Origin of the sequence: Vibrio sp. Isolate34, from assembly GCF_022397915.1 — a bacterium.
In the GTDB taxonomy this organism is placed as follows: domain Bacteria; phylum Pseudomonadota; class Gammaproteobacteria; order Enterobacterales; family Vibrionaceae; genus Vibrio.
The window spans coordinates 15,658-41,221 of record NZ_JAKEUO010000011.1 but is presented as its reverse complement, the minus strand read 5'-3'; the positions used below and the strand labels follow the sequence as shown (position 1 = coordinate 41,221).

Annotated in this window: 21 protein-coding genes and 1 pseudogene; 13 read left to right on the top strand and 9 right to left on the bottom strand. The window is 43.8% G+C overall.

The window, feature by feature from the left end; translation table 11 throughout:
• The first annotated feature begins 186 nt into the window (after positions 1-186).
• The 5 genes from L1D22_RS13145 to L1D22_RS13125 all read left to right on the top strand — a co-directional run bounded on the left by L1D22_RS13145 (position 187) and on the right by L1D22_RS13125 (position 4,640).
• Complete coding sequence (locus L1D22_RS13145; RefSeq protein WP_239830128.1) at positions 187-876, top strand: DUF2786 domain-containing protein; 690 nt, start codon at positions 187-189, stop codon at positions 874-876.
• 158 nt (positions 877-1,034) lie between these two features.
• Positions 1,035-2,150, top strand: a complete 1,116-nt coding sequence (locus tag L1D22_RS13140; RefSeq protein ID WP_239830127.1) for a J domain-containing protein — start codon at positions 1,035-1,037, stop codon at positions 2,148-2,150.
• 165 nt (positions 2,151-2,315) lie between these two features.
• The gene (locus L1D22_RS13135) at positions 2,316-2,504 is read left to right on the top strand and encodes a hypothetical protein (protein WP_004733419.1); all 189 of its coding nucleotides are present in this window, start codon (positions 2,316-2,318) and stop codon (positions 2,502-2,504) included.
• 361 nt (positions 2,505-2,865) lie between these two features.
• On the top strand, positions 2,866-3,273 hold the full coding sequence (locus L1D22_RS13130; protein WP_239830126.1) for a SulA-like leucine-rich domain-containing protein: 408 nt from the start codon (positions 2,866-2,868) through the stop codon (positions 3,271-3,273).
• A gap of 263 nt (positions 3,274-3,536) precedes the next feature.
• Entirely contained in the window at positions 3,537-4,640 is a 1,104-nt protein-coding gene (locus L1D22_RS13125; protein ID WP_132763338.1) for a phosphoribosylaminoimidazolesuccinocarboxamide synthase, read from the top strand.
• Between the two features lie 117 nt (positions 4,641-4,757).
• Here the strand turns inward: L1D22_RS13125 and L1D22_RS13120 are convergent, their stop codons facing one another.
• Both L1D22_RS13120 and L1D22_RS13115 read right to left on the bottom strand, forming a co-directional pair.
• The gene (locus L1D22_RS13120) at positions 4,758-5,135 is read right to left on the bottom strand and encodes a transporter (protein WP_176680991.1); all 378 of its coding nucleotides are present in this window, start codon (positions 5,133-5,135) and stop codon (positions 4,758-4,760) included.
• Between the two features lie 203 nt (positions 5,136-5,338).
• Positions 5,339-7,738, bottom strand: a complete 2,400-nt coding sequence (locus L1D22_RS13115) for a helicase-related protein (protein WP_239830125.1) — start codon at positions 7,736-7,738, stop codon at positions 5,339-5,341.
• Between the two features lie 184 nt (positions 7,739-7,922).
• On the opposite strand from L1D22_RS13115, the gene L1D22_RS13110 reads away from it, so the two are divergent.
• From L1D22_RS13110 to L1D22_RS13100, 3 genes are all read left to right on the top strand, one after another.
• Positions 7,923-9,611, top strand: coding sequence for an NAD-dependent malic enzyme (locus tag L1D22_RS13110; RefSeq protein ID WP_009846476.1), 1,689 nt, complete (start codon positions 7,923-7,925; stop codon positions 9,609-9,611).
• A gap of 160 nt (positions 9,612-9,771) precedes the next feature.
• A complete protein-coding gene (locus L1D22_RS13105; RefSeq protein ID WP_239830124.1) occupies positions 9,772-10,572 on the top strand; it encodes an ElyC/SanA/YdcF family protein in 801 nt (266 codons plus the stop codon).
• 196 nt (positions 10,573-10,768) lie between these two features.
• Positions 10,769-12,139, top strand: a complete 1,371-nt coding sequence (locus tag L1D22_RS13100) for a DASS family sodium-coupled anion symporter (RefSeq protein WP_017631290.1) — start codon at positions 10,769-10,771, stop codon at positions 12,137-12,139.
• Positions 12,140-12,366: 227 nt separating this feature from the next.
• On the opposite strand, the gene L1D22_RS13095 is transcribed toward L1D22_RS13100, so the two are convergent.
• Positions 12,367-12,717 (bottom strand): GlpM family protein, encoded by a 351-nt coding sequence (locus tag L1D22_RS13095; protein ID WP_171388139.1) that lies wholly within the window; start codon positions 12,715-12,717, stop codon positions 12,367-12,369.
• A gap of 124 nt (positions 12,718-12,841) precedes the next feature.
• A complete protein-coding gene (locus L1D22_RS13090) occupies positions 12,842-14,137 on the bottom strand; it encodes a GGDEF domain-containing protein (RefSeq protein ID WP_239830123.1) in 1,296 nt (431 codons plus the stop codon).
• Positions 14,138-14,441: 304 nt separating this feature from the next.
• Here L1D22_RS13090 and L1D22_RS13085 point away from each other — a divergent pair, with 304 nt between their 5' ends.
• Complete coding sequence (locus tag L1D22_RS13085) at positions 14,442-15,266, top strand: DUF2797 domain-containing protein (RefSeq protein ID WP_239830122.1); 825 nt, start codon at positions 14,442-14,444, stop codon at positions 15,264-15,266.
• Positions 15,267-15,391: 125 nt separating this feature from the next.
• On the opposite strand, the gene L1D22_RS13080 is transcribed toward L1D22_RS13085, so the two are convergent.
• Both L1D22_RS13080 and L1D22_RS13075 read right to left on the bottom strand, forming a co-directional pair.
• A complete protein-coding gene (locus L1D22_RS13080; RefSeq protein ID WP_239830121.1) occupies positions 15,392-16,684 on the bottom strand; it encodes a sensor domain-containing diguanylate cyclase in 1,293 nt (430 codons plus the stop codon).
• A gap of 304 nt (positions 16,685-16,988) precedes the next feature.
• Entirely contained in the window at positions 16,989-17,873 is an 885-nt protein-coding gene (locus tag L1D22_RS13075) for a LysR family transcriptional regulator (RefSeq protein WP_239830120.1), read from the bottom strand.
• A gap of 200 nt (positions 17,874-18,073) precedes the next feature.
• Between L1D22_RS13075 and L1D22_RS13070 the strand changes: the two genes are divergently transcribed.
• The gene (locus L1D22_RS13070) at positions 18,074-18,745 is read left to right on the top strand and encodes a type 1 glutamine amidotransferase domain-containing protein (RefSeq protein WP_239830119.1); all 672 of its coding nucleotides are present in this window, start codon (positions 18,074-18,076) and stop codon (positions 18,743-18,745) included.
• Between the two features lie 110 nt (positions 18,746-18,855).
• On the opposite strand, the gene L1D22_RS13065 is transcribed toward L1D22_RS13070, so the two are convergent.
• Both L1D22_RS13065 and L1D22_RS13060 read right to left on the bottom strand, forming a co-directional pair.
• Positions 18,856-20,091: a cysteine desulfurase-like protein gene (locus tag L1D22_RS13065; RefSeq protein ID WP_239830118.1), complete on the bottom strand. Its 1,236-nt coding sequence runs from the start codon at positions 20,089-20,091 to the stop codon at positions 18,856-18,858.
• A complete protein-coding gene (locus L1D22_RS13060; protein WP_029405418.1) occupies positions 20,075-20,731 on the bottom strand; it encodes a 2OG-Fe dioxygenase family protein in 657 nt (218 codons plus the stop codon). Before L1D22_RS13060 ends, L1D22_RS13065 begins: the two co-directional genes overlap by 17 nt.
• A gap of 998 nt (positions 20,732-21,729) precedes the next feature.
• On the opposite strand from L1D22_RS13060, the gene L1D22_RS13055 reads away from it, so the two are divergent.
• Positions 21,730-23,085, top strand: a complete 1,356-nt coding sequence (locus L1D22_RS13055; protein ID WP_239830117.1) for a hypothetical protein — start codon at positions 21,730-21,732, stop codon at positions 23,083-23,085.
• 366 nt (positions 23,086-23,451) lie between these two features.
• On the top strand, positions 23,452-23,811 hold the full coding sequence (locus L1D22_RS13050) for a hypothetical protein (protein ID WP_239830116.1): 360 nt from the start codon (positions 23,452-23,454) through the stop codon (positions 23,809-23,811).
• A gap of 82 nt (positions 23,812-23,893) precedes the next feature.
• Here the strand turns inward: L1D22_RS13050 and L1D22_RS13045 are convergent.
• Positions 23,894-24,171, bottom strand: a pseudogene (locus L1D22_RS13045) (regulator).
• 326 nt (positions 24,172-24,497) lie between these two features.
• Here L1D22_RS13045 and trxB point away from each other — a divergent pair.
• Positions 24,498-25,457, top strand: a complete 960-nt coding sequence (gene trxB / locus L1D22_RS13040) for a thioredoxin-disulfide reductase (protein ID WP_239830115.1) — start codon at positions 24,498-24,500, stop codon at positions 25,455-25,457.
• Positions 25,458-25,564: the final 107 nt, after the last annotated feature.

The following is a 25,564-nucleotide window of genomic DNA, read 5'->3' as shown; positions in this document are numbered from 1 at the left end:
AAAAAACTGTGTCACTAACGCCATCTATCTTCTTGATGGCGTTTTTGTTTATGTAACCAAGCTGCCTTTTACTTTCCTATCTTAACCACATCACTTGCACCTCAAACGAGTTTTGCCTTTCTGTTACCCACGAAAACATGTAAAATGTCGGACTTTTAAAAATTTGCGGTAATGATTAAGTAGTCGATGGATAAGAAAAAAGCCCTAAAGAAAATTGCCAAGTGTCTTGAGCTTGGAAATTCTGCGAACGTCAATGAAGCTGCCAACGCGATAAAAATGGCGCATAACTTGATGCTGAAATATGGTCTCGAAAAAGACGATATTGAATTTATCAAGATGGGGAAAACTCAATCCACTCACCTGTTACCTGCAAATATCAGTTCTACACTGCTGCGTGTTATTCGCGGTATCAACACCAAGTTTGGCGTAGAAGCCGTATTGCTAAACCACAAAGGTCTCAAGCGTGTTGAGTTTATTGGTGAAGCCGATCGCGCAATCTTCGCTGCCTTCGCTTTCGATATTATTTATCGCGAACTGAATGAGCACACAGGCCAATTCAGAAATAGCTTTGCAGGTTCTGGCACAAGTTCTTTAGAAGTGACACGTCGTGTGAACTCGTTTGTTTCTGGCTGGGTTGAAGGTGCGCTTGAAAAGCTGCCAACCATTACTCCAGACGATGAGTCGAACAACAAGATCAATAACTACATTGATAAAGAATTCAAAAATATCGACCGCGAAACCTTCAAGCAACAACTCAGAGAAGCGATGAAAAACCTCACCGCCGATTATGAAGTTGGTCTGAAAAAAGGTCGTAAACTGTCTGTTAATCGACCAGTTGCCGGCGCACAGGCAGCTAAAAAGATAACTAAATCATAAAGCCGCTTTATATTGCTTCAACTTGTTAATAACGATTAGTTAAGTCGTATCGCAAATCAAAAGCAGTACGACTTAATTAATAGCTGTGACTAATTGATAGCGTTATAGTGGATTCATACTGATATATTGGCACTGGGCTTTTTTACGAGACTTATCTTTTGCTTATCCTATCCAACTTTCTGTCATCATCGCCTCTAAGAACTCTGCTTCTTGCCTTCATCTTTGCCACGATACAGTTGTTCTCGACACATTTGGTTCATGCAGAAAGTAGCCTTAAACTGTCAGTAGATTCACAACCTCAAGACCCTGCCTCTCAATACCAATTGGCCCGAGCGTATGAATTGGGAACGGAAGTGCCGAAAAACATCAAAGACGCATTCTATTGGTACTCGCAATCTGCAAATAATGGCAATGCAGATGCGCAATTTAAACTCGGCGAGTGGTACTTGGCAGGTACAAGTGTCGAGCAAGATAACAAACAAGCCTCAGAGTGGTTCATCAAAGCGGCACTGCAAGGCAACAAGCAAGCGCCTTTAGAAGTAGCAAAGATCTACGAATCCTCACTTAATAAGGAACTCCTTCAACCTTTAGATGCTGCGCAGTTATGGTATGAAGCTGCCTTAAAAGACAACCCGAATGCAGAAGATGGCTACAACCGCGTTCTAGAAGCACAATTCAATCAGCAACGTGCAAAGCAGATCTCTTCAATAGAAAAGCTCGATGACAGCATCGACTCTGAAATCGACAACAGTCAGGGGTTATCTCAGCAAGTACAATCTAGCCAAATGCAATCTAACCAAATGCTACCTGACCAAGCCTCACGCTCTAATCTCTCCAGTTCTAACCTAACTAGCTCTGACTATATGATTGGTGCTGCGCTGGCCTTACTGATTGCTGTCGTGAGTATCAGCGCGACTCTGGTGATCTCGAGAAAGAGACAGGTTCTAAAGTCTGGTGAATTAAATCAGCAACAACAGACGCTTGAAGCGCAGCTTAGCTCGAAGGATTTCACCATTAAGCAGCAAAAGCGTCAGCTTCAAACCATTTATCACGAATTGAAGAAGCAAAAAAACAGCAAAGGCCTGAGTCATTTGCAAGTAGCTTGCGCTCTATTTGGGTACACACCGAGTTCAATACCTGACCAGAAAAGCATCAAGATTCGATACAAACAACTGTCTAAAATCTATCATCCTGATGGCCATGGATGTGACGAAGAAATGAAACGTTTGAACAATGCGCTAAAAACCATCTTACAAAGTGTTACAAAATCGTAAACAACCACACACCTTTGGCTTTCCAATTCACGGAGATATCGATTTTATTGGTGTTGCAATCGATCACCTTCTCAAAAACGGGTAACAAACTATTAACTAATGGGTCTTACTTGTGTCATAATTTGCGCCGAAAATACACCTGACATATACAGGTGAGGAGAGAATATGTTCACAATAGAAGGCGTTTGTGATTGGTGCAAAAAGCCAAGCCTAGTAAAAAAACACGACTACCTAGATGGTAAGTGTCATCATGCATGTAAAGAGTGCAATGATATTGCAACCATTGATGTTCGCCAGTTCAATATTGGCGAAATGGAAATGAGAGCAAAACTCTCCCAAGCAACACTGAGATAAGTTACACCGTTGAAATATAAGAAAGCGCCTAAGGCGCTTTTTTTGTATCTGGGATTTATCTTCTTATCTTCTTATCTTCTTATCTTCTTATCTTCTTATCTTCTTATCTTCTATACAGGTGTATACAGTACTTTTCTGTAAAAACCACTGTGTATACCTGTATAAAACTCACATTTCTTCAACTTATGAGACAAAACAACAAATTCATTCAAATTTAATTTAGATAATATTTTCAATAACTTAAGTAGTAGCCATCCACTAACCTGTGCAAAATCGTCCAATAATCCCACAAAAAACGCTTGATCTTATAATCAACAAAAACTACTGTATACACATACAGCATGTATATAAGGACAGCAAAATGATTCAAGCACACGTTAAAGCCCAACACTCTAGCCCGCTAGTTCACTGCGCATTTACATCAGTTTCTCGTAAAAGCAAAAATTCAAACGAGGAAGCGTTGTTCGCAAGAATGGCGATGCTGTCCAATCAACATCAGTGGTTGCTGTTTACAGCGCAAACACCACGACCATCGGCTAAGCAGCTTAAGCAACACAACGTGTGCTGTGACCGCGTTATTCACATGAAAGCCTCTCACCAGATGACTGAAGTTGAAACGGTCGAGAAAGCAATCCGCTCTAAGAATGCGAGTGCGATTGTTGCAAGTGCATCGATTGATCAGTTCAGCCAGCAATACCTAAGAACACTAGGTATGCGTTTTCAGTGTGAAGTCTTCTTTATGGATGCAAATTCAGAACGTATTCACTGATCTACCTTGCTTAGAGTTTTGGCTCACAAACATAGCTTAATCTTCTAGCTCGAAAACACAGTCCAAACATACTGCCTTCCCCTGCCCTACAATTCGCCAATTATTCAGCGGATAGTTAGGCAGGGGTTTTTATTTGATCAATAGATTTAGCAATCGTTTGCTTTTTCTCTGGAAGCAAACAGTAGATTGGGTATAATGCCCGTCTAATCATGTGCACACCGCACTTCTCTGTATGACGTTTGATAAAAGATAGGAATGTCTAAATGAGCCTTGCTGATCAAGTTCTTGCCGTAAATGATGACCTACCAATCCGTACTGACAAACCTGTCCACAGTGGCAAGGTTCGCTCAGTCTACTGGTTAACTGAAGAAGATAGCCAACGACTAATTAAAGAGAAAGGCTACGACGTAGCACCCGATGCGCCTCTAGCTATCATGGTGATCAGTGACCGTATCTCTGCGTTTGATTGCATCTGGCGCGGTGAAGGTAATCTTAAAGGTGTTCCAGGTAAGGGAGCGGCTCTGAATGCTATCTCTAACCACTGGTTCAAATTGTTTAAAGACAACGGCCTTGCTGACAGTCATATCCTTGATATCCCTCACCCATTCGTATGGATTGTACAAAAAGCTCGCCCAGTCATGATTGAAGCGATTTGTCGTCAATACATCACAGGTTCTATGTGGCGTGCGTACGCGAACGGCGAACGTGAATTCTGCGGTATCGAGATGCCTGAAGGCCTAGAGAAAGACAAGAAGCTGCCTGAGCTACTTATCACGCCTTCTACTAAAGGGATTCTGAAAGGTATTCCTGGCGTACCAGAAGCTGACGATGTGAACATCACTCGTAACAACATTGAAGATAACTTCGCAGCGTTCAACTTTACTCAAGCAAGTGACATCGCGCATTACGAGAAGCTACTAAAAGAAGGCTTCAACGTGATCAGCCAAGCACTGGCGAAAGTAGACCAAACCTTTGTCGACACTAAGTTCGAATTCGGTTACGTGAACGATGCTCAAGGCAAAGAGAAGCTTATCTACATGGACGAAGTCGGTACTCCAGATTCATCTCGTATTTGGGATACTCAGGAATACAACAATGGCAACATCGTTGAAAACTCGAAAGAAGGTTTCCGTCAGTTCTTGCTTAACTACTTCCCTGATGCTGACATTCTGTTGAACAAAGAACGTATGCCAGAGCGCGAAGCATTAGCGCGTGATAATGAACTGCCTTTGGACGCATTAATGTCGCTTTCTCGCACTTACCTTGATATCGCAGCAAAAATCACAGGTGCTGAGATTGTATTGAGCGACAATCCTAAGCAAGAGATCATCGACGTATTACGTGCAGACTACGGACTAATCGATTAAGACCAAATCTGTAGCACCACCTAAATACAAAAAGGGCCTCAATATTGAGGCCCTTTTTACATGTACGTTTTTGATAAGCTTTTCTCTGTATCCAGAGCTCTAAGCGATACTGAAAGATTACAACTTGATAGTAAACTCTTCTCCAGTATTACCTGCAATCACTAAATGACTGCGCGATTCGATGTACTCGATCTGCTCTTCTTCAAGAGAGTATGGCATAACCACCTTGAGTTCATTGATGCCTTCTAGCTTGGCAAGCTTCAGCAAAGTCACAATGTTTGATTCATCGCTTTTACGTGTCGACATTGATTTCAATGCCATCTGCCATAAGCGATCCTCTGGGGTGCCCAGCTCTTTAATGCTATCTCGCCAAACTGTACTGAACACTGGCGCAATTGTGGTGAGTGCTTCCAGAAAAGTCCATTTTTTACTGCATGAGGCGCCAAGAAATGTTGTGTAATCAAACTCTACACGCGTCTCTTTCTGTTTATCCATGATGTCCCCCGACACTTTGGCAACACAATATACTCAATATCTATCAACTTTTTCTTTATAGCAATAGGATATAGAAGAATAGTCTTTTATGACCTTTTGATTGGTTAAAAAGGCATATAAAAATCAAATCCGTAACATAATAAGCACTGAAAAATAATATATGCGCCTATTTGATTAATATTTTAGAGATAAAACTTATCCATCTATTTTATATCAATTATTCGGCTCGCTTTTTTATACTGAATACGCCACCCAGACCATGTGGGTAGCTCCCAGCGTTTTGGTGATAACTTCCGACTACCCGATTGATAATGAACGTAAATCAACTTCCTTCCAGTCAGGTATTCCACCTCAAGTTGCAAATCGGCAAGGCACAATGAAAACGGGTATTTTTCCGAGAACTCGTTATACAGCCAAGTGGGTATACCATCAAAGGGAATATCGTCATGTTCGAACATTTCCAGCTCGCTAACATCCGTCACGCCTAATACTTCCAGTTGCTCCATAAACCATAGTTCAAAGCTCAATTGTTCGATCTCTGGTGTAAATTGAGTCTGCTCATCCAGCCCAAGTTTCACGTAAAGCTGCCAATGCTTAATCTCTTGAGTGCGAGCCTCTGCAAAACCAGGAAGCTGAGTGCCACTTACCACCAGATCAACGATAGGCTTTAAGGACAACTGACCTTCTGCTGCAACCAGTTTTGTCGTGATTGTGCGACCTGCGTACACCAAATCCATCTCGGTAAACACACCATCATCATTGACCACGGTTTCACCTTGCTGCCATTCACCTAATTCTGCTTCAACAACGAGTTCTAAAGGAACAGGCGCAGTGGTCGTCGCTAACGTGAGTGTCTGCTTCACACCACGCCCCGGTAAGCTGTGAGTGTCCAATACCAACATCGCTTGCGCATTGTCAGGGAAACGATTCTGGCGACCGAGTACGACTTCTAACATCCCGTTGGCAAACGCTTCTTTTCGTTTCAATCGACGAACAAACACCAATTCAGGGTGCAGCTGAATAATAGTTTCAAGTAGAGCGGTACGTTGGTAGCGAGAGGCAACCTCTAACTGCGGAAGTTCAAACACCTCACGCATTTGCTTCGCCAAACCTTGAGCTTCATTCAATGCCTGCTGGTCTATTTCAAGATGCGGATAATCACGGCCGCGAACAATCTGGATTAACAGGGATAAGTCACACCCTTCTTTCTCTTGTTGCGCGAGCGCTTCCAGATGTTCTGCATTGTTAGGTAACTGATACAGACGAGCAGGAACAGACAACGCAGCCGTGAGATCGACCATCGCTTCTTTGAGTGCTTTGGTTTTAATGCGAGTTACAATATCGGCATACAAAGCATCAATCGGCAGTGGATATAGCTTCTTGCCGTGCTCGGTAATCTGATGGTCGGCGTTAATCGCTTCCATCGTCAGCAAGGTTTGAGTCGCGCTGTTTAGCGACTTCTCAGGCATAGGATCGAGGAAAGACAAACTTTCAAAAGTCGCACCACAACATGCCGCCGCCAACATAGGTTCGGTCAGTTCTTCACGCTGTAGCTCAGGAGGTGTAACTAATTCCAACGCCGCATGTTCGCCATACAAACGAACACAGACACCATCCATTACCCTACCCGCACGACCTGCGCGTTGTTTGGCGCTAGCGCGTGATATGGATTTCAACATCAAGGTAGTTCTGCCGTTGCGTTGAACGGTGCGTCTTTCTAATCCGGAATCGATCACCACACCAATATCAGGAATGGTTAATGAGGTTTCTGCCACGTTGGTCGCGAGGATGACCTTTCGCAAAGCGTTGCCATCTTTGCTAGTGCCATCATCGCTATTGCCAGTATTGTGACCAGATAACGCGAGCTCTCGCTCTTTATCACTGACCGAGGCATGCAACTTAACGACTTGGATATCTGGATTCTTTGCCAAGGCTTGTTCACATTGTACGATCTCTTTCTTACCCGGTAAGAAAACCAAGATATCGCCATGTGACGCAATCAGTTGATGATTCACATCTTCAGCGATGCGCTGCTCTAGATGTCGACTATCCGGTAGAGCTCTGGATTCATTCGCCCTGTGTTCAATCTCAACCTGATAAGTTCGCCCTTCACAACTGATTCGATTCGCATCCAAATAGTCAGCAAGGCGCTTACCCTCAATGGTTGCCGATGTGATGACCAAACGATGACTCGCTTTTTTCTTTAGGATCGCCACCAGCAAGTCGATGTCCCAGCGTCTCTCGTGGAATTCATCTACCACAATCACATCAAAGCCAGCGAGCCCGTCTTCTGACAGCCAACGCAGCGCGATACCGGGCGTCACAAACACAACGTCGGTTTGCTCGTTGTATTCCGATTCGAGCTTAATCGCATAGCCAACCTTTGAACCCAGCTTTTCACCTGATTGTTGCGCTAGATATTTCGCAAGTGACGTACACGCAATTCTTCTCGGTTCCACCACCAAAACGCGTCCATGTTGCGATGCCCAAATTGGCAAGCGCGTTGATTTGCCCGAACCGGTTTCGGCTTCGACAACAAGATGAGAATCGGCGATCTGTTCATGGAAAACATTTTGATAAGAATCGATGGGAAGTAGAGACATAAAAAGGAAGCGTCGCGAAAAAGTGTGAGCAAAGTATAACGAATTATGGCGTTCAAATTCGATAAGTGTGGGACATGGGTAAGAATATCATTTTGTTTGCTAAGATCGGAGGGAAACTATTTACAATTGAATAACTAAACCGTTATCATTTTTCAGTTACCCTTTCTCCCATATTAGGCATCCAATGAACAACGATAAACGCCCTCTATATATCCCTTATGCTGGTCCTGCTCTACTTAGTACCCCTCTTTTAAACAAAGGCAGCGCATTCTCTGCAGAAGAGCGCAGTTCTTTCAACCTTGAAGGTTTGTTACCGGAAACAACCGAAACAATCCAAGAGCAAGTAGGACGTGCATACAAACAATATTGTAACTTCGAAAGTGATATGGATAAGCATATCTACCTTCGTAACATCCAAGACACTAATGAAACGCTTTTTTATCGTTTAGTTCAAAACCACATTTCTGAAATGATGCCTATCATTTACACGCCAACGGTTGGCGCAGCATGTGAGAACTTCTCAAATATTTACCGTCGTGGCCGTGGTCTGTTTATCTCTTACCCGAACCGCGATCGTATCGATGATCTACTGAATAATGCGACAAACCACAATGTTAAAGTTATCGTGGTTACGGATGGTGAGCGCATTCTTGGTTTGGGAGACCAAGGTATCGGTGGCATGGGTATTCCAATCGGTAAACTAGCACTTTACACAGCGTGTGGCGGCATCAGCCCAGCTTACATGCTACCAATCGTACTTGATGTAGGTACAAACAACCCTCAACGTCTTGCTGACCCAATGTACATGGGCTGGCGTCATCCTCGTATCACAGGTGCTGACTACGATGCATTCGTTGAAGAGTTCATCCAAGCGGTTCAACGTCGTTGGCCTGATGCATTAGTTCAGTTCGAAGATTTCGCACAAAAGAACGCAATGCCACTGCTTGAGCGCTACAAAGATCGCATCTGTTGCTTTAACGATGATATCCAAGGTACTGCCGCAGTAACGGTAGGTTCTCTACTTGCAGCATGTAAAGCAGCAAACAGCAAACTGTCAGACCAACGTATTACCTTCTTAGGTGCGGGTTCTGCGGGTTGTGGTATTGCTGAAGCTATCATTGCTCAAATGGTGTCTGAAGGTATCAGCGATGCACAAGCACGCTCTCAAGTTTACATGGTTGACCGTTGGGGTCTGCTACAGGAAGGCATGCAGAACCTGCTTGATTTCCAACAGCGCCTAGTTCAAACCAACGCAAATACTAAAGATTGGGAAAGTGATGGTACTGGCTTCTCACTACTAGATGTTGTTCGTCACGCTAAACCAACAGTATTAGTTGGTGTATCTGGTGCGCCGGGTCTGTTCAGCAAAGAAGTCATCAAAGAGATGAACCTTCACTGCGAACGCCCTATCGTGTTCCCACTGTCGAACCCAACTAGCCGTGTTGAAGCAACGCCAAACGACATCATTCGTTGGACTGATGGCCAAGCACTTGTAGCAACAGGTAGCCCATTTGAGCCAGTGGTTCACAACGGCACGACTTACCCAATCGCTCAGTGTAACAACAGCTACATCTTCCCAGGTATTGGCCTTGGTGTACTGGCTGTGAACGCTTCACGCATCACTGACGAAATGCTAATGGAATCAAGCCGTGCGCTTGCAACATGTTCTCCGCTAGCAATCAACGGTTCAGGCGCTCTACTTCCACCATTGGAAGAGATCCACACCGTATCTAAGAAGATCGCTTTTGCTGTTGGTAAGAAAGCGATTGAACAAGGTGTTGCACTAGAGATCACTGAAGAAGCACTACAACAAGCGATTGACCAGCACTTCTGGCAGCCGGTTTACCGTCGCTACAAGCGTACTGCATTCTAATAGAGCATACTTGATCTCAAATACCACTCTTACAAGAGCCTCTGCAATCGCAGGGGCTTTTTTCTTTACACTGTCTTGTCTTTTTAACTGATTTTTCTCATTTTTATTTGGTATTATCGAGCACTCAAAAATTAATGCTCAGTCAAGGACCATGCCGAGAGTGAAATTCGATTCTCACATTTACCGTAGCTACCTATCAAAAGCTTACAAAAAACTGCAAGGTTTTCTGTTTGGCGCTTTCCTCGTGTTCTTAGTAGGCAGCGCTTCGGTTATTGCGATCGATTATTGGGTTTCATGGCAAGCAGAAGACCGCATCATTTACGATATTGATGAAGTGCCTGAGCTTGAAGTTGCAGTGGTACTTGGCACCAGCAAGTATTTGGGCAGAACACTCAACGACTATTATAAGTATCGAATCGAAGCTGCGATTGAGCTCTTCGACCGTGAAAAAGTCGACCAGTTTCTGTTAAGTGGTGATAACGCTCACCGCTCTTACAATGAGCCGTGGACGATGAAACGCGACTTGCTGAAAGCGGGTGTGCCTGATGAACGCATTAATCTCGATTATGCAGGGTTTAGAACCTTGGACTCGATTGTTCGCGCTAAAAAGATCTTTGATACCGACAACTTCCTGATCATCACTCAGAAATTCCACTGTGAAAGAGCACTGTTTATCGCTAATTCTTACGATATTCATGCGCAATGTTTGGCGGTTTCAGGCCCTACTCATCATTCAGGCACGTCTATCCGTTTGCGTGAAGTTTTTGCGCGTACCAAAGCCTTCTTAGACTTGTATATTATGGGCACAACGCCAAAGTTCCTTGGACCTAAAGAGCCCATTCAACCGAGTCCAAAACCGGAATCATTTCCGATCCCAAACCCTATGACTGACCCCTCTGTAAACCCTGTTGTAGAGCCTACAACAAACCCTATTGCTGACCCAGCAGAGACGGATGTGTAGAAAACTACACATTTTGAATTTGTTACCTCACATTTCCCCACTGTTACACAAAAACACACCAACACGCCTTTATTAACTTAAGTAACATTCTCCCAACAAAGTCTGACCCTACATCAAGCTATATACCTCGAAAATAATAAGCACAACTCAATGAAGTCGTGCACCAATAAAACGAGGATAACAAAAGGAGCGTCTTATGACGGCACTTGTTACTACACTGAAACACTGGTTGTTCACCCGCAACAGCATGATATTAATTGGTAATTTCATGTTATTTGCTCTGTTAATCAATACCCTTCCTTTCGAAACACAAGTCAATACTGGCCTAAGTATTCTCGTGTTTGTCGCCGTTTTATGGTTAACCGAAGCAATTCACGTCAGCATTACTGCCCTGCTCGTCCCACTCTTGGCCGTGTTGTTTGGTGTGTTCAATACATCTGCTGCATTGGCGAACTTCTCGAACCCAATCATCTTCCTATTCATGGGTGGTTTTGCCCTTGCTGCTGCGCTCAACAAGCAAGAGCTCGATAAGGCGATTGCCGACAAAGTACTGCTAATTGCCAAAGGCAGAATGTCGGTGGCGGTGTTCATGCTATTCGGTGTGAGTGCGGGTTTGTCGATGTGGATTTCGAACACAGCAACCACTGCAATGATGCTTCCCCTTGTTCTTGGCATCATGAACAAAGTTGACCAAAGTGAAGACCGCAACACGTACGTGTTCGTGCTGCTGGGTATCGCTTACTGTGCATCGATTGGTGGTATCGCGACCTTAGTGGGTAGCCCACCGAACGCAATCGCCGCTGCAGAAGTGGGTTTGAGCTTTACTGAGTGGATGGCGCTAGGTCTTCCAATCTCACTTATCTTGATGCCAATCGCGATGTTCATTCTTTATGTGATGACGAAGCCTAAGCTTGACCACAAATTCGAGCTAGACCACGCACCTGTTGAGTGGACAAACAGCAAAAAAATCACGCTATCTATCTTCTTGTTAACGGTTACGCTTTGGATATTCGGTAAGCCAATCAACGCAATGATCGGCGGCTTCTCTAAATTCGACAGCTTGGTAGCGATTGGTGCGATTGTACTACTAGGCGCTTCTAGAGCAGTTGAGTGGAAAGATGTTGAGAAGACGACAGACTGGGGTGTATTAATCCTGTTTGGTGGCGGTATCTGTCTAAGTAACATTCTTAAAGCAACAGGCACCAGCGTATTCCTAGCACACTCACTGAGTGGCTTCTTGGAAACAGCAGGCGTTCTGCTAACGATTCTAGCGGTAGTTGCATTCGTAGTATTCCTGACTGAATTCGCAAGTAACACAGCCAGTGCAGCACTTCTGGTTCCTGTATTTGCAACCATCGCTGAAGCACTTGGTATGTCGCCAGTTATCTTGTCTGCACTGATCGCTGTTGCTGCGTCTTGTGCCTTCATGCTGCCTGTTGCAACACCACCAAACGCAATTGTGTTTGCCTCTGGTCACATCAAGCAGAAAGAGATGATGCGAATCGGTATGGTGCTTAACCTAGTTTGTATCCTAGTACTGACACTGTTCGCTTGGATTTTCTGGTAAGCAATAAATGCTCCCCTAAACTGGCTGCAGTTCCCCCACTCAGCCAATATAAAAAGCCCGCTCAAAATGAAACATACAGTGAGCGGGCATCCAAAAAAACAATAAAACGCTTTTCCCTTTTGGTGGCTCTTCGCCACCTTTTTTGTTTCTAACCTCTAGCCTTACAATTTTCTAGCTAACCAACTCACCAATGGCTGATCGCACTGGGTACTAGATTGTACTTGGCACTATATCGCAGTTGGGACTAGACGCGTCCACCCCAACAGCAACATAGAGGCACACAAAACCCACACGACAGTTGCCAATGACAACGTCGATACCAAGTTGTAGCGATAACTAAACACATAGACCGCACCAAGATAAGCGGCGTATGGCACAAGAGAAAACAAGCCAAACAGGGCTGTGGTACGCAATTCCACCATGGTTTGTTCCGTGCCGACAATGTAGTGAGCAATCAAAGCAAAAGTAGGAAACAACGGCACAAGGCCAGAGATATAAAAGCTCTTACTTTTCGACAACAGCGCAATCAATAAAACAGCAGCGGCACCAAGCAAGCATTTAAAGAACAGGGAAATCATTTCAATATGTTATCCAAACAAACCAACAAAAGGCTCTAGAGGGTAAACTCATATAGCGCCCATAAAAACGCCACACGTCACATATGCACGCGTGGCTTATAAACTAATCAAAACAATTTTCAGATTAGTGACTCAAGATCACCTGATTTCGACCTGAATGCTTCGCTTGATATAAAGCTTCATCAGCGCGAGCAATGGTCTCTGTCACTCGCTCTTGTTTCATCTCAGCAACACCAATACTGCATGTCAGTGGATCGCCATGAACCCAAAGGTGCTGGCTGACTAAGAGTCGGATTTTCTCAGCCTTTCGTTGTGCTTCGCCAAGATCAGTTTCCGGACAAAAAACAATAAACTCTTCACCACCCCACCTCACCAACTTATCGGAAGCGCTGATCGAACTGCCGACCACCATACTGAACTCTCGTAAAATATCGTCGCCCATTTGGTGTCCGTACTTGTCATTCACGCTCTTGAAATAGTCGATATCAAGATAAAGCATGCTGAGCTTTCCATGCCCCTGCTTAACCTGCTGAGACTGCATTTTTAGCCAATCACGAATAGCGTGACGATTTAAAACTCCAGTTAATTCGTCTCGATGAGCCATTTCCGAGAATTCAAAGTTCTGTTCTCTCAATGCTCGGTTCACGTTCTTTAAGTGGTTGTGTCTCTTCTCTGCAATCACCATACGCTTTCTTGAGCGATGTAATTCTAAGAGTAAGAACACAGTGCCCGTGCCGACCCAGATAAACAGCAAGATCAAGAACAAGCTTTCGGCAGAGATATACGAACCTTCAAACTCAATGCTGCGAATAACAATTCGATGATGGCCTAGCTTCGCACCCGATGCGGTAGCAAATTCGACCATATTCACGTTGGAATACTCGGGAGCAGAATGCTCTAGCGCGATGTCATTGTCCGCTAGCCACCATGTCATCACTTGCAGGTTTTTAATCGGTATTTCAATCACGCCCCCATCGACGCCTGGCGAAAACTCCATGCCATTGTACTTGTGCGTATACTCATTATCCGGAGCCGAATAAGCAGGGTTATAGTTTCTCAGGTAGGTTCGTAAACGACCGCTAGAATCCGCTTCCGCATGGTAATCAATGTTGACTCTAAAGGTGTGATATTGAGATAGATTAAGACCAACAGTGATGTCCGGGTTGATACGAATCGACAGGCCGCAATAAGGCCAAGGATATTCCGACTCTTTAAGTTCACAGTCGAGAATATACTGCCCATTTTCGTAGGATAATTGGGATGTACTGACGCCCCTATCAACTCGATCGCTGGTCGCGATAAATTCATATTTATCAGGGGTTATTGCTGTTATCACACGATTTCCGCTCACACGGTAATACTGCACAATGGCAAGCGTTGCGATAACGAGAAAGATAACAATCTTATGGATCCACTTCACGTCTAAGCTTCCGGCTTAAGATCCCTATAGTTGGGATTTCACGATAAAAAAACAAGTCAGATAAATTAGTGATCTTAATACCAATAAATCACTAAAAAACGTTATATCACGCCCGAACAAAATGTCATACTATATTTTTATGCATTTATTTGCTGTTGATTATTCACGGCGAGAATCAAGTAATATTGCGTATAAAAACAGGCTCTATTTGTTATACTCATCGCATAATCATCGTTAACCGTACTGCCTGCTCACAGCGCAATCGAGTCGACGAAATAATAATCAAAATACAACGAGTAATGTCATGTCTTTATTAGCAAAAGGAACACTCAAAAAGATGAGTGCTTCCCTTGATGGCGCGGTTACCTACCGTTTGCCTGTAGGCGAAGAGTTTGTAGAGCTAAACCCTCTGATTGGTAAAACCATCAACCTCACTCACACTGGCAACATTTTTTGCTGTTCATGTGGTAAGAAAACCAAGAAGAGCTACTCTCAAGGCCACTGTTTTGTGTGCATGAAAAAGCTAGCAAGCTGCGATATGTGCATCATGAAACCAGAGACTTGTCACTACGATGAAGGCACGTGTCGCGAGCCTCAATGGGGTGAAGAGAACTGCATGGTTGATCACTTCGTTTACCTATCGAACACGTCTAGCCTTAAGGTTGGTATCACGCGTCACACTCAAATCCCAACACGTTGGATTGACCAAGGTGCGACTCAAGGTTTACCTATCTTGAAGGTAAAAACTCGTCAGATTTCTGGCCTGATTGAAGTTGAATTGGCAAAACACATCGCCGACAAAACCAACTGGCGCACGCTGTTAAAAGGCGATGGCGACGATATGGAATTGGTAGAGAAAGCCAAAGAACTGTTACCACTGGTTGAGAATAAAATCCAAGAGATCCGAGCGAAATTTGGTGACGACGCGATCGAAATTCTGAGTGAGAACATCACTTCATTGAGCTACCCAGTTGAACAGCACCCAGTGAAGATTGTGTCGCACAACTTTGATAAGAACCCAGAGGTATCTGGTGTGCTGCAAGGCATTAAAGGTCAATACCTAATCTTAGATACGGGCGTGATTAACATCCGTAAATTTGGCTCTTACGAAGTTGAGGTTTCTGCATAATTTGTAGAACTTGAGCGCTTCTGATTGTTAGCGCCCTGTCGCTGATAGCCAAAACGAAAAATGCCCTGAAGCTTATTACTTCAGGGCATTTTTAGTTACAAAGCTGTGTTACTTACTAGCAAGATCTAAAGCGCGACCACATCGCCACACACGCGATTCTTGCCAGCCGCTTTCGCACGATAAAGGGATTGGTCGGTCACGTTCACAAGTGCATCGATAGAAACCGTTCCTTCACAAGCTCGGCTATCACTCACACCGATACTCACACTCACATTAAAGCGAACGTGCTCATCAATCTTAAATTCGGTTTGATTAAACTGCTCTCGGATCTGATCAGACACTTGACGTGAAACCTGAGGCGACGCATTTGGGATAAACACGATGAACTCTTCACCGCCCCATCGACCTGCAACACCGCCCACAGCCTCAACATTACGCTTGGTAATATCAGCCAATGCGCAAATCACCTCATCCCCGACCATATGCCCATAGGTATCATTGATTGATTTGAAATCATCGATATCGAGCAGCATACACACTAAATGAGTCTCAGAGACAAGGTGTTCTCTCAGCCACTCATAAATCGCTCTGCGGTTAAGCAAATCGGTCATTTCATCGTAATTCGCTTGGTGAACTAACTGTCTTTCCAACATCACCTTTTGAGTCACGTCTTCGAGCACGACCTGAACCGCAGGCTGGCCTTTCCAAGTGATCGCATTATCGTAGATATTGAAGAAGCGATGCACACCATCTAAACCAATATTCTCGACCACATTGCTCATGCCTGAAGGCTTACCCGAAATCACCGATTGATAGCGTTGATAGATGCTTTCGACATTTTGCTTCGGTACCAAATCAAGGATAGAGTCTAGCTTCAAGGCTTGCTCAATCGACTCTCCGCCCTGAAGTTTCACCCAAGATTGATTGACCATTAACGGCTTAAAATCTCGATGAACTAAAATGCCCTGACCGGATTGCATGATCATATCGTGGTACATTTTATCTTGCTCGCGCACCACGTTTTGTAACTGAATCGCAGGAGAAAGATCGATAACCGTCACTTGCAGTGCTGGCCTACCTTGCCATTCAGTCACATGGTCGATAGAGAACACAGTGAACTCTCTACCATTGCAATCAACATTGGTATAGGTATGCCCTTTCGGGTCGCGTTGACCGCTGACGGTTTCAAGGTAGTTTTGGTAAGCGAGAACATGAAACTCTGCTGGAATGAGGTCCAGAAAGCTATCTATATTGGAAAGTAGTTCTTCGGGTGACTGGTATCCATAAATACGAGCATAATTAGCGTCAACGCTAACTACATTCATATCTTGAATAGTTATTACACCGTACGTGGATTCGAAATTTATTGAAGACATTGCCAACTCCGCATTATAGCTACACTTCACGAACTGGAGCATAACAACACATCCTGCCAACGCTTCCACACAATCTATCATGCGCTAGGGACATTAATATGCCATCTAGTATATCGTACTGTTGCGGCCATCTCTACAACTCAATCGCTAACACGAGTTAGTAAAAGTAGACAAGCATCTCAATCCCATTATTCGCGTCAAAAAACAGAAATAGACAACCTATGCCAATGTAACCATTATCTTTTTCTATTTTTGGCGTTGATCTGATGAAAGAACTCCCTCCCTACCACTTCAAATCCTGTTCACTATTCTTTTAAACCTGCGCACTATTGTTTAAACCTACGAGCTATTCATTCCAATCAGAGAAATAAGAGACTAAGAAGTCTATAGCTAACCGTGCTCGCTGTGGAAGAAAACGACGGTTCTGATAAACAATCCAGCTGCTTGTGCCCGCTCCCCAATACTCTTCTAACACAGGAACGAGTTTTCCATTGCTAAGGCCACCATTGAAGCTGCTTTTAGGAAGATAAACGATACCAAGCCCCTCTTCGCAAGCTTTCAGTACCGCGCTTGAATTGTTGCTTCTCCAACGACCATGCACTCTTACTGCAGTTAGCGGCTTTCCATCTTTCTCGAATAACCATTGGTCACTGTTGGCGATAATACAGCTGTGCAGCTTGAGTTGTTCTGGGTTCGCTGGCGCACCAAACTCAGCAATGTAACCTTTGCTTGCTGCCGCGGCCATTGGGCGATCAACCAGCTTTCTTGCCACCAGCCCTGAATCGTCTAATCGACCATAACGAATCGCAAAGTCGATACCATCTTCAATGAAGTTCACCATCTTGGTATTGAAGTTCATTTCGATAGTCAGATCTGGGTGATCTTTAGCAAATTCCATCAGTGCTGCGGCAACATGGTTCTCTGCAAATGCGCCCGCCGCACTAACACGTAAAGTACCACTCAACTGAGTTTGTTGAGACGTGACTTGTTCATTGGCCTGTTGCAGCCCAATCACCAAGTCTTTGCACTGTTGGTAATAAGTGTGGCCAGATTCAGTCAGGCTAACCATCCGTGTTGAACGCGCAAGCAGAGCCACTCCCACTCTCTCTTCCAACCTTGAAACCTGCCGACTCACATGGCTGGTACTGCAACCTAACTGCTTGGCGGCCGCTGAAAAACCGTGGCATTCGGCGACCGCAACAAATTCATTAATCCCTTCAAAGCTATCCATACTTAATCTACTCGCATTCTATCTTTGCTATATAGCAACAATGTTTTGCCTATTTTGCATATTATCACCTATTTGATTTGGAACTAGTATTAGATACAACAAGACGGCGATAGCTAAGTAACGACACGATACCTAACGCCAAGCGCTTAACGAAAAGCGTCAGCATCACAATAAAAAACAGCAGCTCAAAGGGACGAATCATGAAAAAAATACTAATTCCAGTAACGAACCACGCAACACTTGGCGATACAGACCAAGCGAACGGTACTTACGCTCCAGAACTTACCCACGCTCTTAAAGAGATCATGGCTGCTGGATTCGAATACGACATCGCTTCTATCAATGGTGGCAAAGCCCCGCTCTACGGAACGGATATCGAGGGAGATGCAGTTAACGCTGATATCTTAGCGGATGATGATTTCCAAAACCGCATCAACAATACAATTCCTGTAAGCCAAGTTAACGTAGAAAACTACGATGCTATCTTCTACCCAGGTGGTTTTGGTTTGCTTTCAGACCTAGCAACCGACGAGCAATTCGCAACGATTGCCGCCAAGCATTATGAAGATGGCGGTTTGATCGCATCAGTATGTCACGGCCCAGCAGCACTGCTTCCGATTGTCCTAAGTAACGGCGAGAAGCTACTAAGCTCGAAATCGGTGACTGGCTTTACACGTGAAGAAGAGATCGACTTTGGCACCATCAACGATATTCCATTCCTACTGGAAGAGTCTCTTGCTCGCAGCGCAGCGCGTTTCAACAAGGTTCAGCCTTGGCAAGAGCTTGTGATTGTTGATGAGCGAGTGATTACCGGTCAGAACCCAACCAGTGCTCACGCAGTAGGTGCAGCTCTCGTTAAGCATCTGTCTTAGCCGAATAACTGGCGTTGAGCAAATAAGCTCAATCAATCAAAAAGAGCATACTTCCTACTCAATATTATTGAGAGAAGTATGCTCTTTTCTAATTCTGTAGCTATTAAGTGCTAGTGGCTTCGCAAGATCCCTTCAAGCACATTGAACAGCAAGTCGATCTCTTCAATCGAGTTGTAATGCATGCAACCAATACGCACCACGCCCTGCTCTTCAATACCCAACTGCTTAACCAGCCCTAAAGCGTAGAAGTGACCATTCCACACACAGATATTATGTTCACCCAGCTTCTTAGCGATGAACTCTGGCGAGTGGTTATCAAAGGTGATGGCGAACGTTGGCGTTCTCAGGTTCGAATCAAACTCAGTTCTACCATAAAGTTTTGCCCCTTCCAGATCGCCCAAGCGTTTTAGGAAGTACTCACTCAGTTGGCTTTCATGCTTATTATAAAGCGCGTAGCTTTGCTCTAAACGAGAACGCAGTGAATCTGTTGGCTCACCAAACTGTGCCAAGTAATCAACCGCCGCAATCACACCTGCAAGGCCTTCGAAACTTTGTGTTCCTGTTTCAAAACGGCCTGGGCCAATGTTAGTGGCAGGCTCAACCTTGTATGGCTTTAAGGTATGCAGCCATTGAGGTGCAATGTAAGCAATACCCACATGCGGGCCGAAGAACTTGTAGGCTGAACACGCTAAGAAATCACAATTCAGTTGTTGAACATCGATCAGATGATGAGGAGCATAGTGAACCGCATCAACATAAACCTGAGCACCGTGCTGATGTGCAAGCTCGATAACTTTCGCCATATCGACAATCGAGCCAGTGGTGTTCGAAGCAAACGTCATAGCAACAAGTTTGGTCTTCTCATTTAATAGAGACTCAAAGTGCGCCATGTCTAGGCTGCAGTCCGACTCGTCGACACGAACTTGGCGAACAATCGCGCCTTTGTCGTCTGCTGCTTGCTGCCAGCTTGATACGTTCGAGTAATGGTCTAACGCAGTGACGATAACTTCATCGCCCTCTTTCCAATCGCGGCTGATCGCTCGGCTAAGTTGGAAGGTCAGAGATGTCATATTCGCACCGAACACAACATTGCCAGAAGATTCAGCATTGAGTAGCGCTTGCGCCGCTTCTCTCGCTTGCTGCATCAAACCTGTGGTCTTTTGGCTAGAAAAGTAATGACCGCCGAGGTTCGAATTAAAGTGCCCAAGGTATTCCGTCATGGATGCTAAAACATTTTCAGGAACCTGAGAGCCACCCGGCCCATCAAAAAAGGTTACCGGCTTACCGTTATGGTATTGGCCTAGCGCGCTAAACTGCTGGCGCACATCATTAAGAGTGAAGGACATTGCGCGCATCCTTAGCCGTTAGAACAAACACATCCATGTAGCCCATCTCATCGTGGTCTATGGTGCGAATCGGCTGTGCGTTGTGCCAAAGCTTGCTGTCGGCCAGCATTGCGACTTCACCGTCTTCAAGCACTTTTCTAAAGAATGGGGCTTCATGAGAATCTTGGTACAGCATGATCTCGCCACCCACAATGTTATGACGGTTAACACCAATTAAAGCGATGTGGTCGAAGCCATCTTGGTGAACACCTTCTGGCGCAACCTGTGTCTCTTCAAAAATGGCAGCGATGCGGATTTGGTGGATTTCGATTTCTTGTCCGTCTTCAAGCCCATTGGTTTCAATAAACAGTTCACACATCTCTTGCATGCCTTCGCTGCTTAAGATTGGGGCTTCAATTGGCTCGAATTGGCGAACAACGTCACCTTGAAAGTGATTAATGTCTTCAGACTGAACAAAGTTATGTTTGTCTAGCTCTACGACTTGTCCATTACTGAATTGAACCACCGAGTACCTTCTCAATCGAAACTGACCATCCGCATGCTCTGTGCTTGGAAGCTTAGAGAATGACGGTGACAACTCCTCAACTGCGTGGTTACTGAGGTGGGTAATATGTAGGGTATTTTCGTGAGCATGTAACATCATCGACTCCTTAATGATTGTTAATTAACTTTCGATATTTAACGTTTTATTTACATAAAGGATACTTGAAGATCTTGCCAAATCAACATTAAACAATCATTTATCCCGTCAGATTTAATAATTCAGACACTAAATCTAACCTGAAATTCAAAAGCAGTGTATAACACCAGAATAAAAGATGACCAACTCTTAAAACTAGCACACTCCACTAGCTAGTTATAAATCCCTGAAAATTTAAATTTAACGATATTATTAACTAGCAAGTGATGTTTCATATTGTGTCAGCCCTTTCGCTTCAATACGCCAGCCTCCTTGCATGAGTTCAGGTATCACACTCGTCATCATTCATTTCTATGCTTTTGCACAGCGAAATACGACTTACCTATCAATTGACAAGCTATTGATTATTTACACAACAAACTGAAATTGGTTAATTTATGAGTACGCCAGAATCCACACGCCTTTGCTTGCGCGTCTGGAACAGGTCGAGTTCGGGGGGAACTCGGCCGCCCCAAATGGCTCATTTCTTTTAGAAGAACAACTTGATAGCTCTTTTTATCTAGAAAGTGTTTGAAGTGGAATGTTACGGGTGGGATTTGCTCAGTAGCATTTGAAAACCGAAGTATGAAGCGTTTGAAGTCGATGGTGACAATGAATCTAACGTCTAAATAAACGGCAAGTAGTCAAAAACGCCAAGTGTTCTTAGCTAACACGTTTATACCCCATTGTTGGCTAGACCTTTTACTCATTCACATCCTGTTCATGGGTTTTTCCCTACTAGACGTGACCCATTATTCTAATGCTGTTCATCGTGAATCCCCGTGTTGTATCACGGAGGTAAATTCGACCTAACTACCATCGTTCAAAGAGCTTGTTTAGCACTCGTTGAAATCTATATTTATTGCTATTAATCAAGCTCATATAACATTTCCGTTGTTATATGTAGAATTGAATATAAACTACTTTGATAGCAACCTTAATCTTCGGTAAATCACCTCATGATCAAAAAGAACAGACCTATTAATGGCTATGACATTTCCATACTTGGAAGTGAAATTGTTTCACGCATCAAAACATTTTATACGCCACAAAGAGGTGATGAGAACCTTAAGCTCTTTCAAAATGACCTACAAAATCTGAGTGAAACAATTGAGAATTACGCCGACACTTATCAAACACTCTCATACGCAGACGAATTTTACTTTCTCCAAAATATGGAGACTATGTTGACAGCCTTATCCGTATGGGTGCCATTTAATCTAAAAAACGGTAAAAAGATAACTGACCTAGGGATCAATAACGAAGCTTGGGAAAGTCTAAAATCCGAGCTTGATGATTTCCAATCTGAAGTTCAATCTTATATGGTCAGGTTGACCCCTGCTGCGATAAAAAAGATGAATCAGCAAGTTTCAACGTTGTCTCGAACGATTAAAGAAATCAACGAAAATCAGAAAGAGCAAGCCGAATCGATCAAAAAACATGAATTGGCTAACGTCGAATCTATCCAACAAGCAACCAACGAAGTTGCCATAGAGGTTGCTGAATTAAGAAGTACTACAAGAAAAGAAGTTAATAAAATCAAGGCTGAACTCCTACAATCATTCTCCGATGAAATTGCAGTGGAAACCGTGTCCTTAACCGAGCAACTTAGAGAATCAAAGCACTCGGTCGAAATGGAAATAGCAGAGACACAAGCAACATTAGATCATCAAATTACGGATCTAGCTTTAGAATTGGAAAGAGCAATTCGTGTCGAAGTTCGAGGGTTTGCTAATCAGAAGAACAAGCTAACTGAAGTATTGGGTTCACTAAGTGAATTTAGACGGGCCAAGTCAGATATTGCGAACGCAGATTATCAACGTGAAGAAGCCGACAAATTGCGCTTATATGGTCTATTCGCGATGATATTACCATTGTTATCCTTTGTACTGTTTTTTGTCTCTTGGGTCGGCCAAGGTTCTTCATATTCAATGGTTATAAACCTACCTACTGATGTTTCGGGTTATTTTATTAGATTTTTAACAATAGTACTTTTTAGTTCACCTTCGGTTTACTTGCTTAAAGAATCTGCATACCATCGAAAGCAAGAACTTGTTTACAGAAATCGCGGAGTACAGTTAGGCTCAATTGGAGCATTCTTAGACGATGTTCCTTCTGAAATCAAGACAACGATAAAGCAGGAATTAGTTAAAACATTCTATGGCCCCGCAGATGGTAAAGCCGACGTTAGCAATGTCCCAGATATGGTCAAACAAATTAAAGATATTGCTTTGCTATCGAAGTCGCTAAAAAAGATTCATGAGCCAGCGAAACCTAACGAAACACCATCAACAGAGCAAAGTACCAAAGCTTGATTAATAAGTGACTTTATAACCACAAAAAAGCCGAACCCAGCCAAAATAGGTTCGGCTTTTTTCTCCTTGATATGACCCAAAAGGAGAACTGGCGCTTAAACGAGGAACTTCATCGAACCTGTCAAATTCACCTTATCAACAATAATTACACTGTGTTAGCAAAAGTACTCGCCGCTTTGCACCCCTACCCAAATAATCATACTTTTTTTTAGTTATCTTCAGTGACAGTTGCTACTCGCATTATCAAAAAGTAAAAAGACATGTGTTTTCAGATCTACCGCACAGCATTCCCATAATGGTTCTACGTATAATTGCCACACTTAAATTATTGTTATTAAAGTCAACAAAATAATAAGTGAGGATAATATGGATTTGGAAGTATTAGGTTTTCTGTTGGACAACGGCAGTATCATTGAAGAGTCAGCAGAGAATGTTAGTTTAGATGAGAGCACCTCTATCGGTATCGGCCATAAGCTAATAGCAAATGGTGGAGATCTAAATGAACTAAGCAGCAAGCAGATGTACCACTATGAGCAAGTATTACAACCGCTATTAGAAAATGTTAGCTGTGATGGTGTTATGGGTATGATGGAAACTGATGACGGCGACTGGGTAGACACTTGTAATGGTGACGGGGTGGTTGATGATGAGTCTCTATTAATAAGCTACCAAGAAGATGATTTTAAATGCCAAATCTGTCGATACGATGCAGAAAATATGGCTTAAGTATACATGCTTTACGATTTTTAAAAGGTGATTCCCAACGCATGATATTTTGCCCCATCGTTGGGTCTCTTTATTTCTGAGTTTATTTTGACTCAATGCTTGCTATAGCCCTAGCCAACCCAAGCAAATGTGTCGAAGTCTTTATCTCTACTTCAAACTGGCTCCCCAAAAGTGCAATTCCTGCCAATATTTGTTGTGGCCTCATCACTTGACCTGTCGGCAACTCCACCTTACGTATAACATTTTGAAGTGTTCCCAATCCTCACTAATGCTTAGCTCTCGACCTTTTATCATTCTCATAAGCCTCTTACATTCGGGCGGAATTAGGTTCACTACGCACCAACCTGTAATACTTCTCATAGATTTAAAACATAGTTCGGCAGCCTCTGGTAATTGGCAAACTTGCCTAGTGCAAGCCAAAACATACAAGCTTCTTCAAAGCCGATTTCAAACCAACGTTAGTTAAACTTGATAAAGGAATGAAACCTCATTTAGTTGGCCGAACTCAGCCATAGCCTTTAAGTTCTTTCACTGATCTTCCAGCCACGAAAACGTTTGTCTCGATTAAGTTCTAAACTATAACGATTAATTACACTTCAGCCCTTGTTTACACTTTTATTGCCTCCATATTTTCCATACAATCCTAAGCGATTATAAATAAAAACAAATTCAATTTCGGAGTCCTCATGAGCGACGTAAAGCACTGTAATTTATTGATTCTTGGTTCTGGCCCTGCTGGCTATACAGCTGCAGTTTACGCTGCTCGTGCAAACCTAAAACCAGTTCTGGTTACTGGTATGCAGCAAGGTGGTCAGCTTACAACCACAACAGAAGTGGAAAACTGGCCGGGTGATGCTGAAGGTTTAACGGGTCCAGCTCTAATGGATCGCATGAAAGAGCACGCAGAGCGCTTTGAAACAGAGATCCTGTTCGACCACATTAACGAAGTCGACCTATCAAACCGCCCTTTCCGTCTTAAAGGCGATTCTGGCGAGTACACTTGTGATGCGTTGATCATCTCAACAGGTGCATCAGCTAAGTACCTAGGTTTAGAGTCTGAAGAAGCGTTCAAAGGCCGCGGCGTTTCTGCTTGTGCAACGTGTGATGGTTTCTTCTACCGCAACCAGAAAGTAGCGGTTGTGGGTGGTGGTAACACGGCTGTTGAAGAAGCTCTTTACCTATCTAACATCGCGTCTGAAGTTCACCTGATTCACCGTCGTGACACGTTCCGCGCTGAAAAGATTCTTGTTAAGCGTTTAATGGACAAAGTAGAGAACGGCAACATTGTTCTTCACACTGACCGCACGCTAGACGAAGTTCTAGGAGACGACATGGGCGTAACAGGCGTTCGCATTAAAGATACTCAGTCTGACAAGACAGAAGATATCGACGTAATGGGCGCGTTCATCGCTATCGGTCACCAACCGAACACTGAAATCTTCAAAGGCCAAGTAGATATGAAAGATGACTACATCATCGTTCAGTCTGGTCTTGAAGGTAACGCGACACAAACAAGCATCCCTGGCGTATTCGCTGCGGGTGATGTAATGGACCACAACTACCGCCAAGCAATCACTTCTGCTGGTACTGGTTGTATGGCTGCACTGGATGCTGAACGCTTCCTAGATGGCCTTAACGATAAGTAAATCTGAGATTGCAGATTTGATTATCGGTGCTCTCGCCTCAGTAGATGCAGGGCGTCATCACATTTTGTTGTAAATCCCTAAAGCCCAGTGGTATATCCACTGGGCTT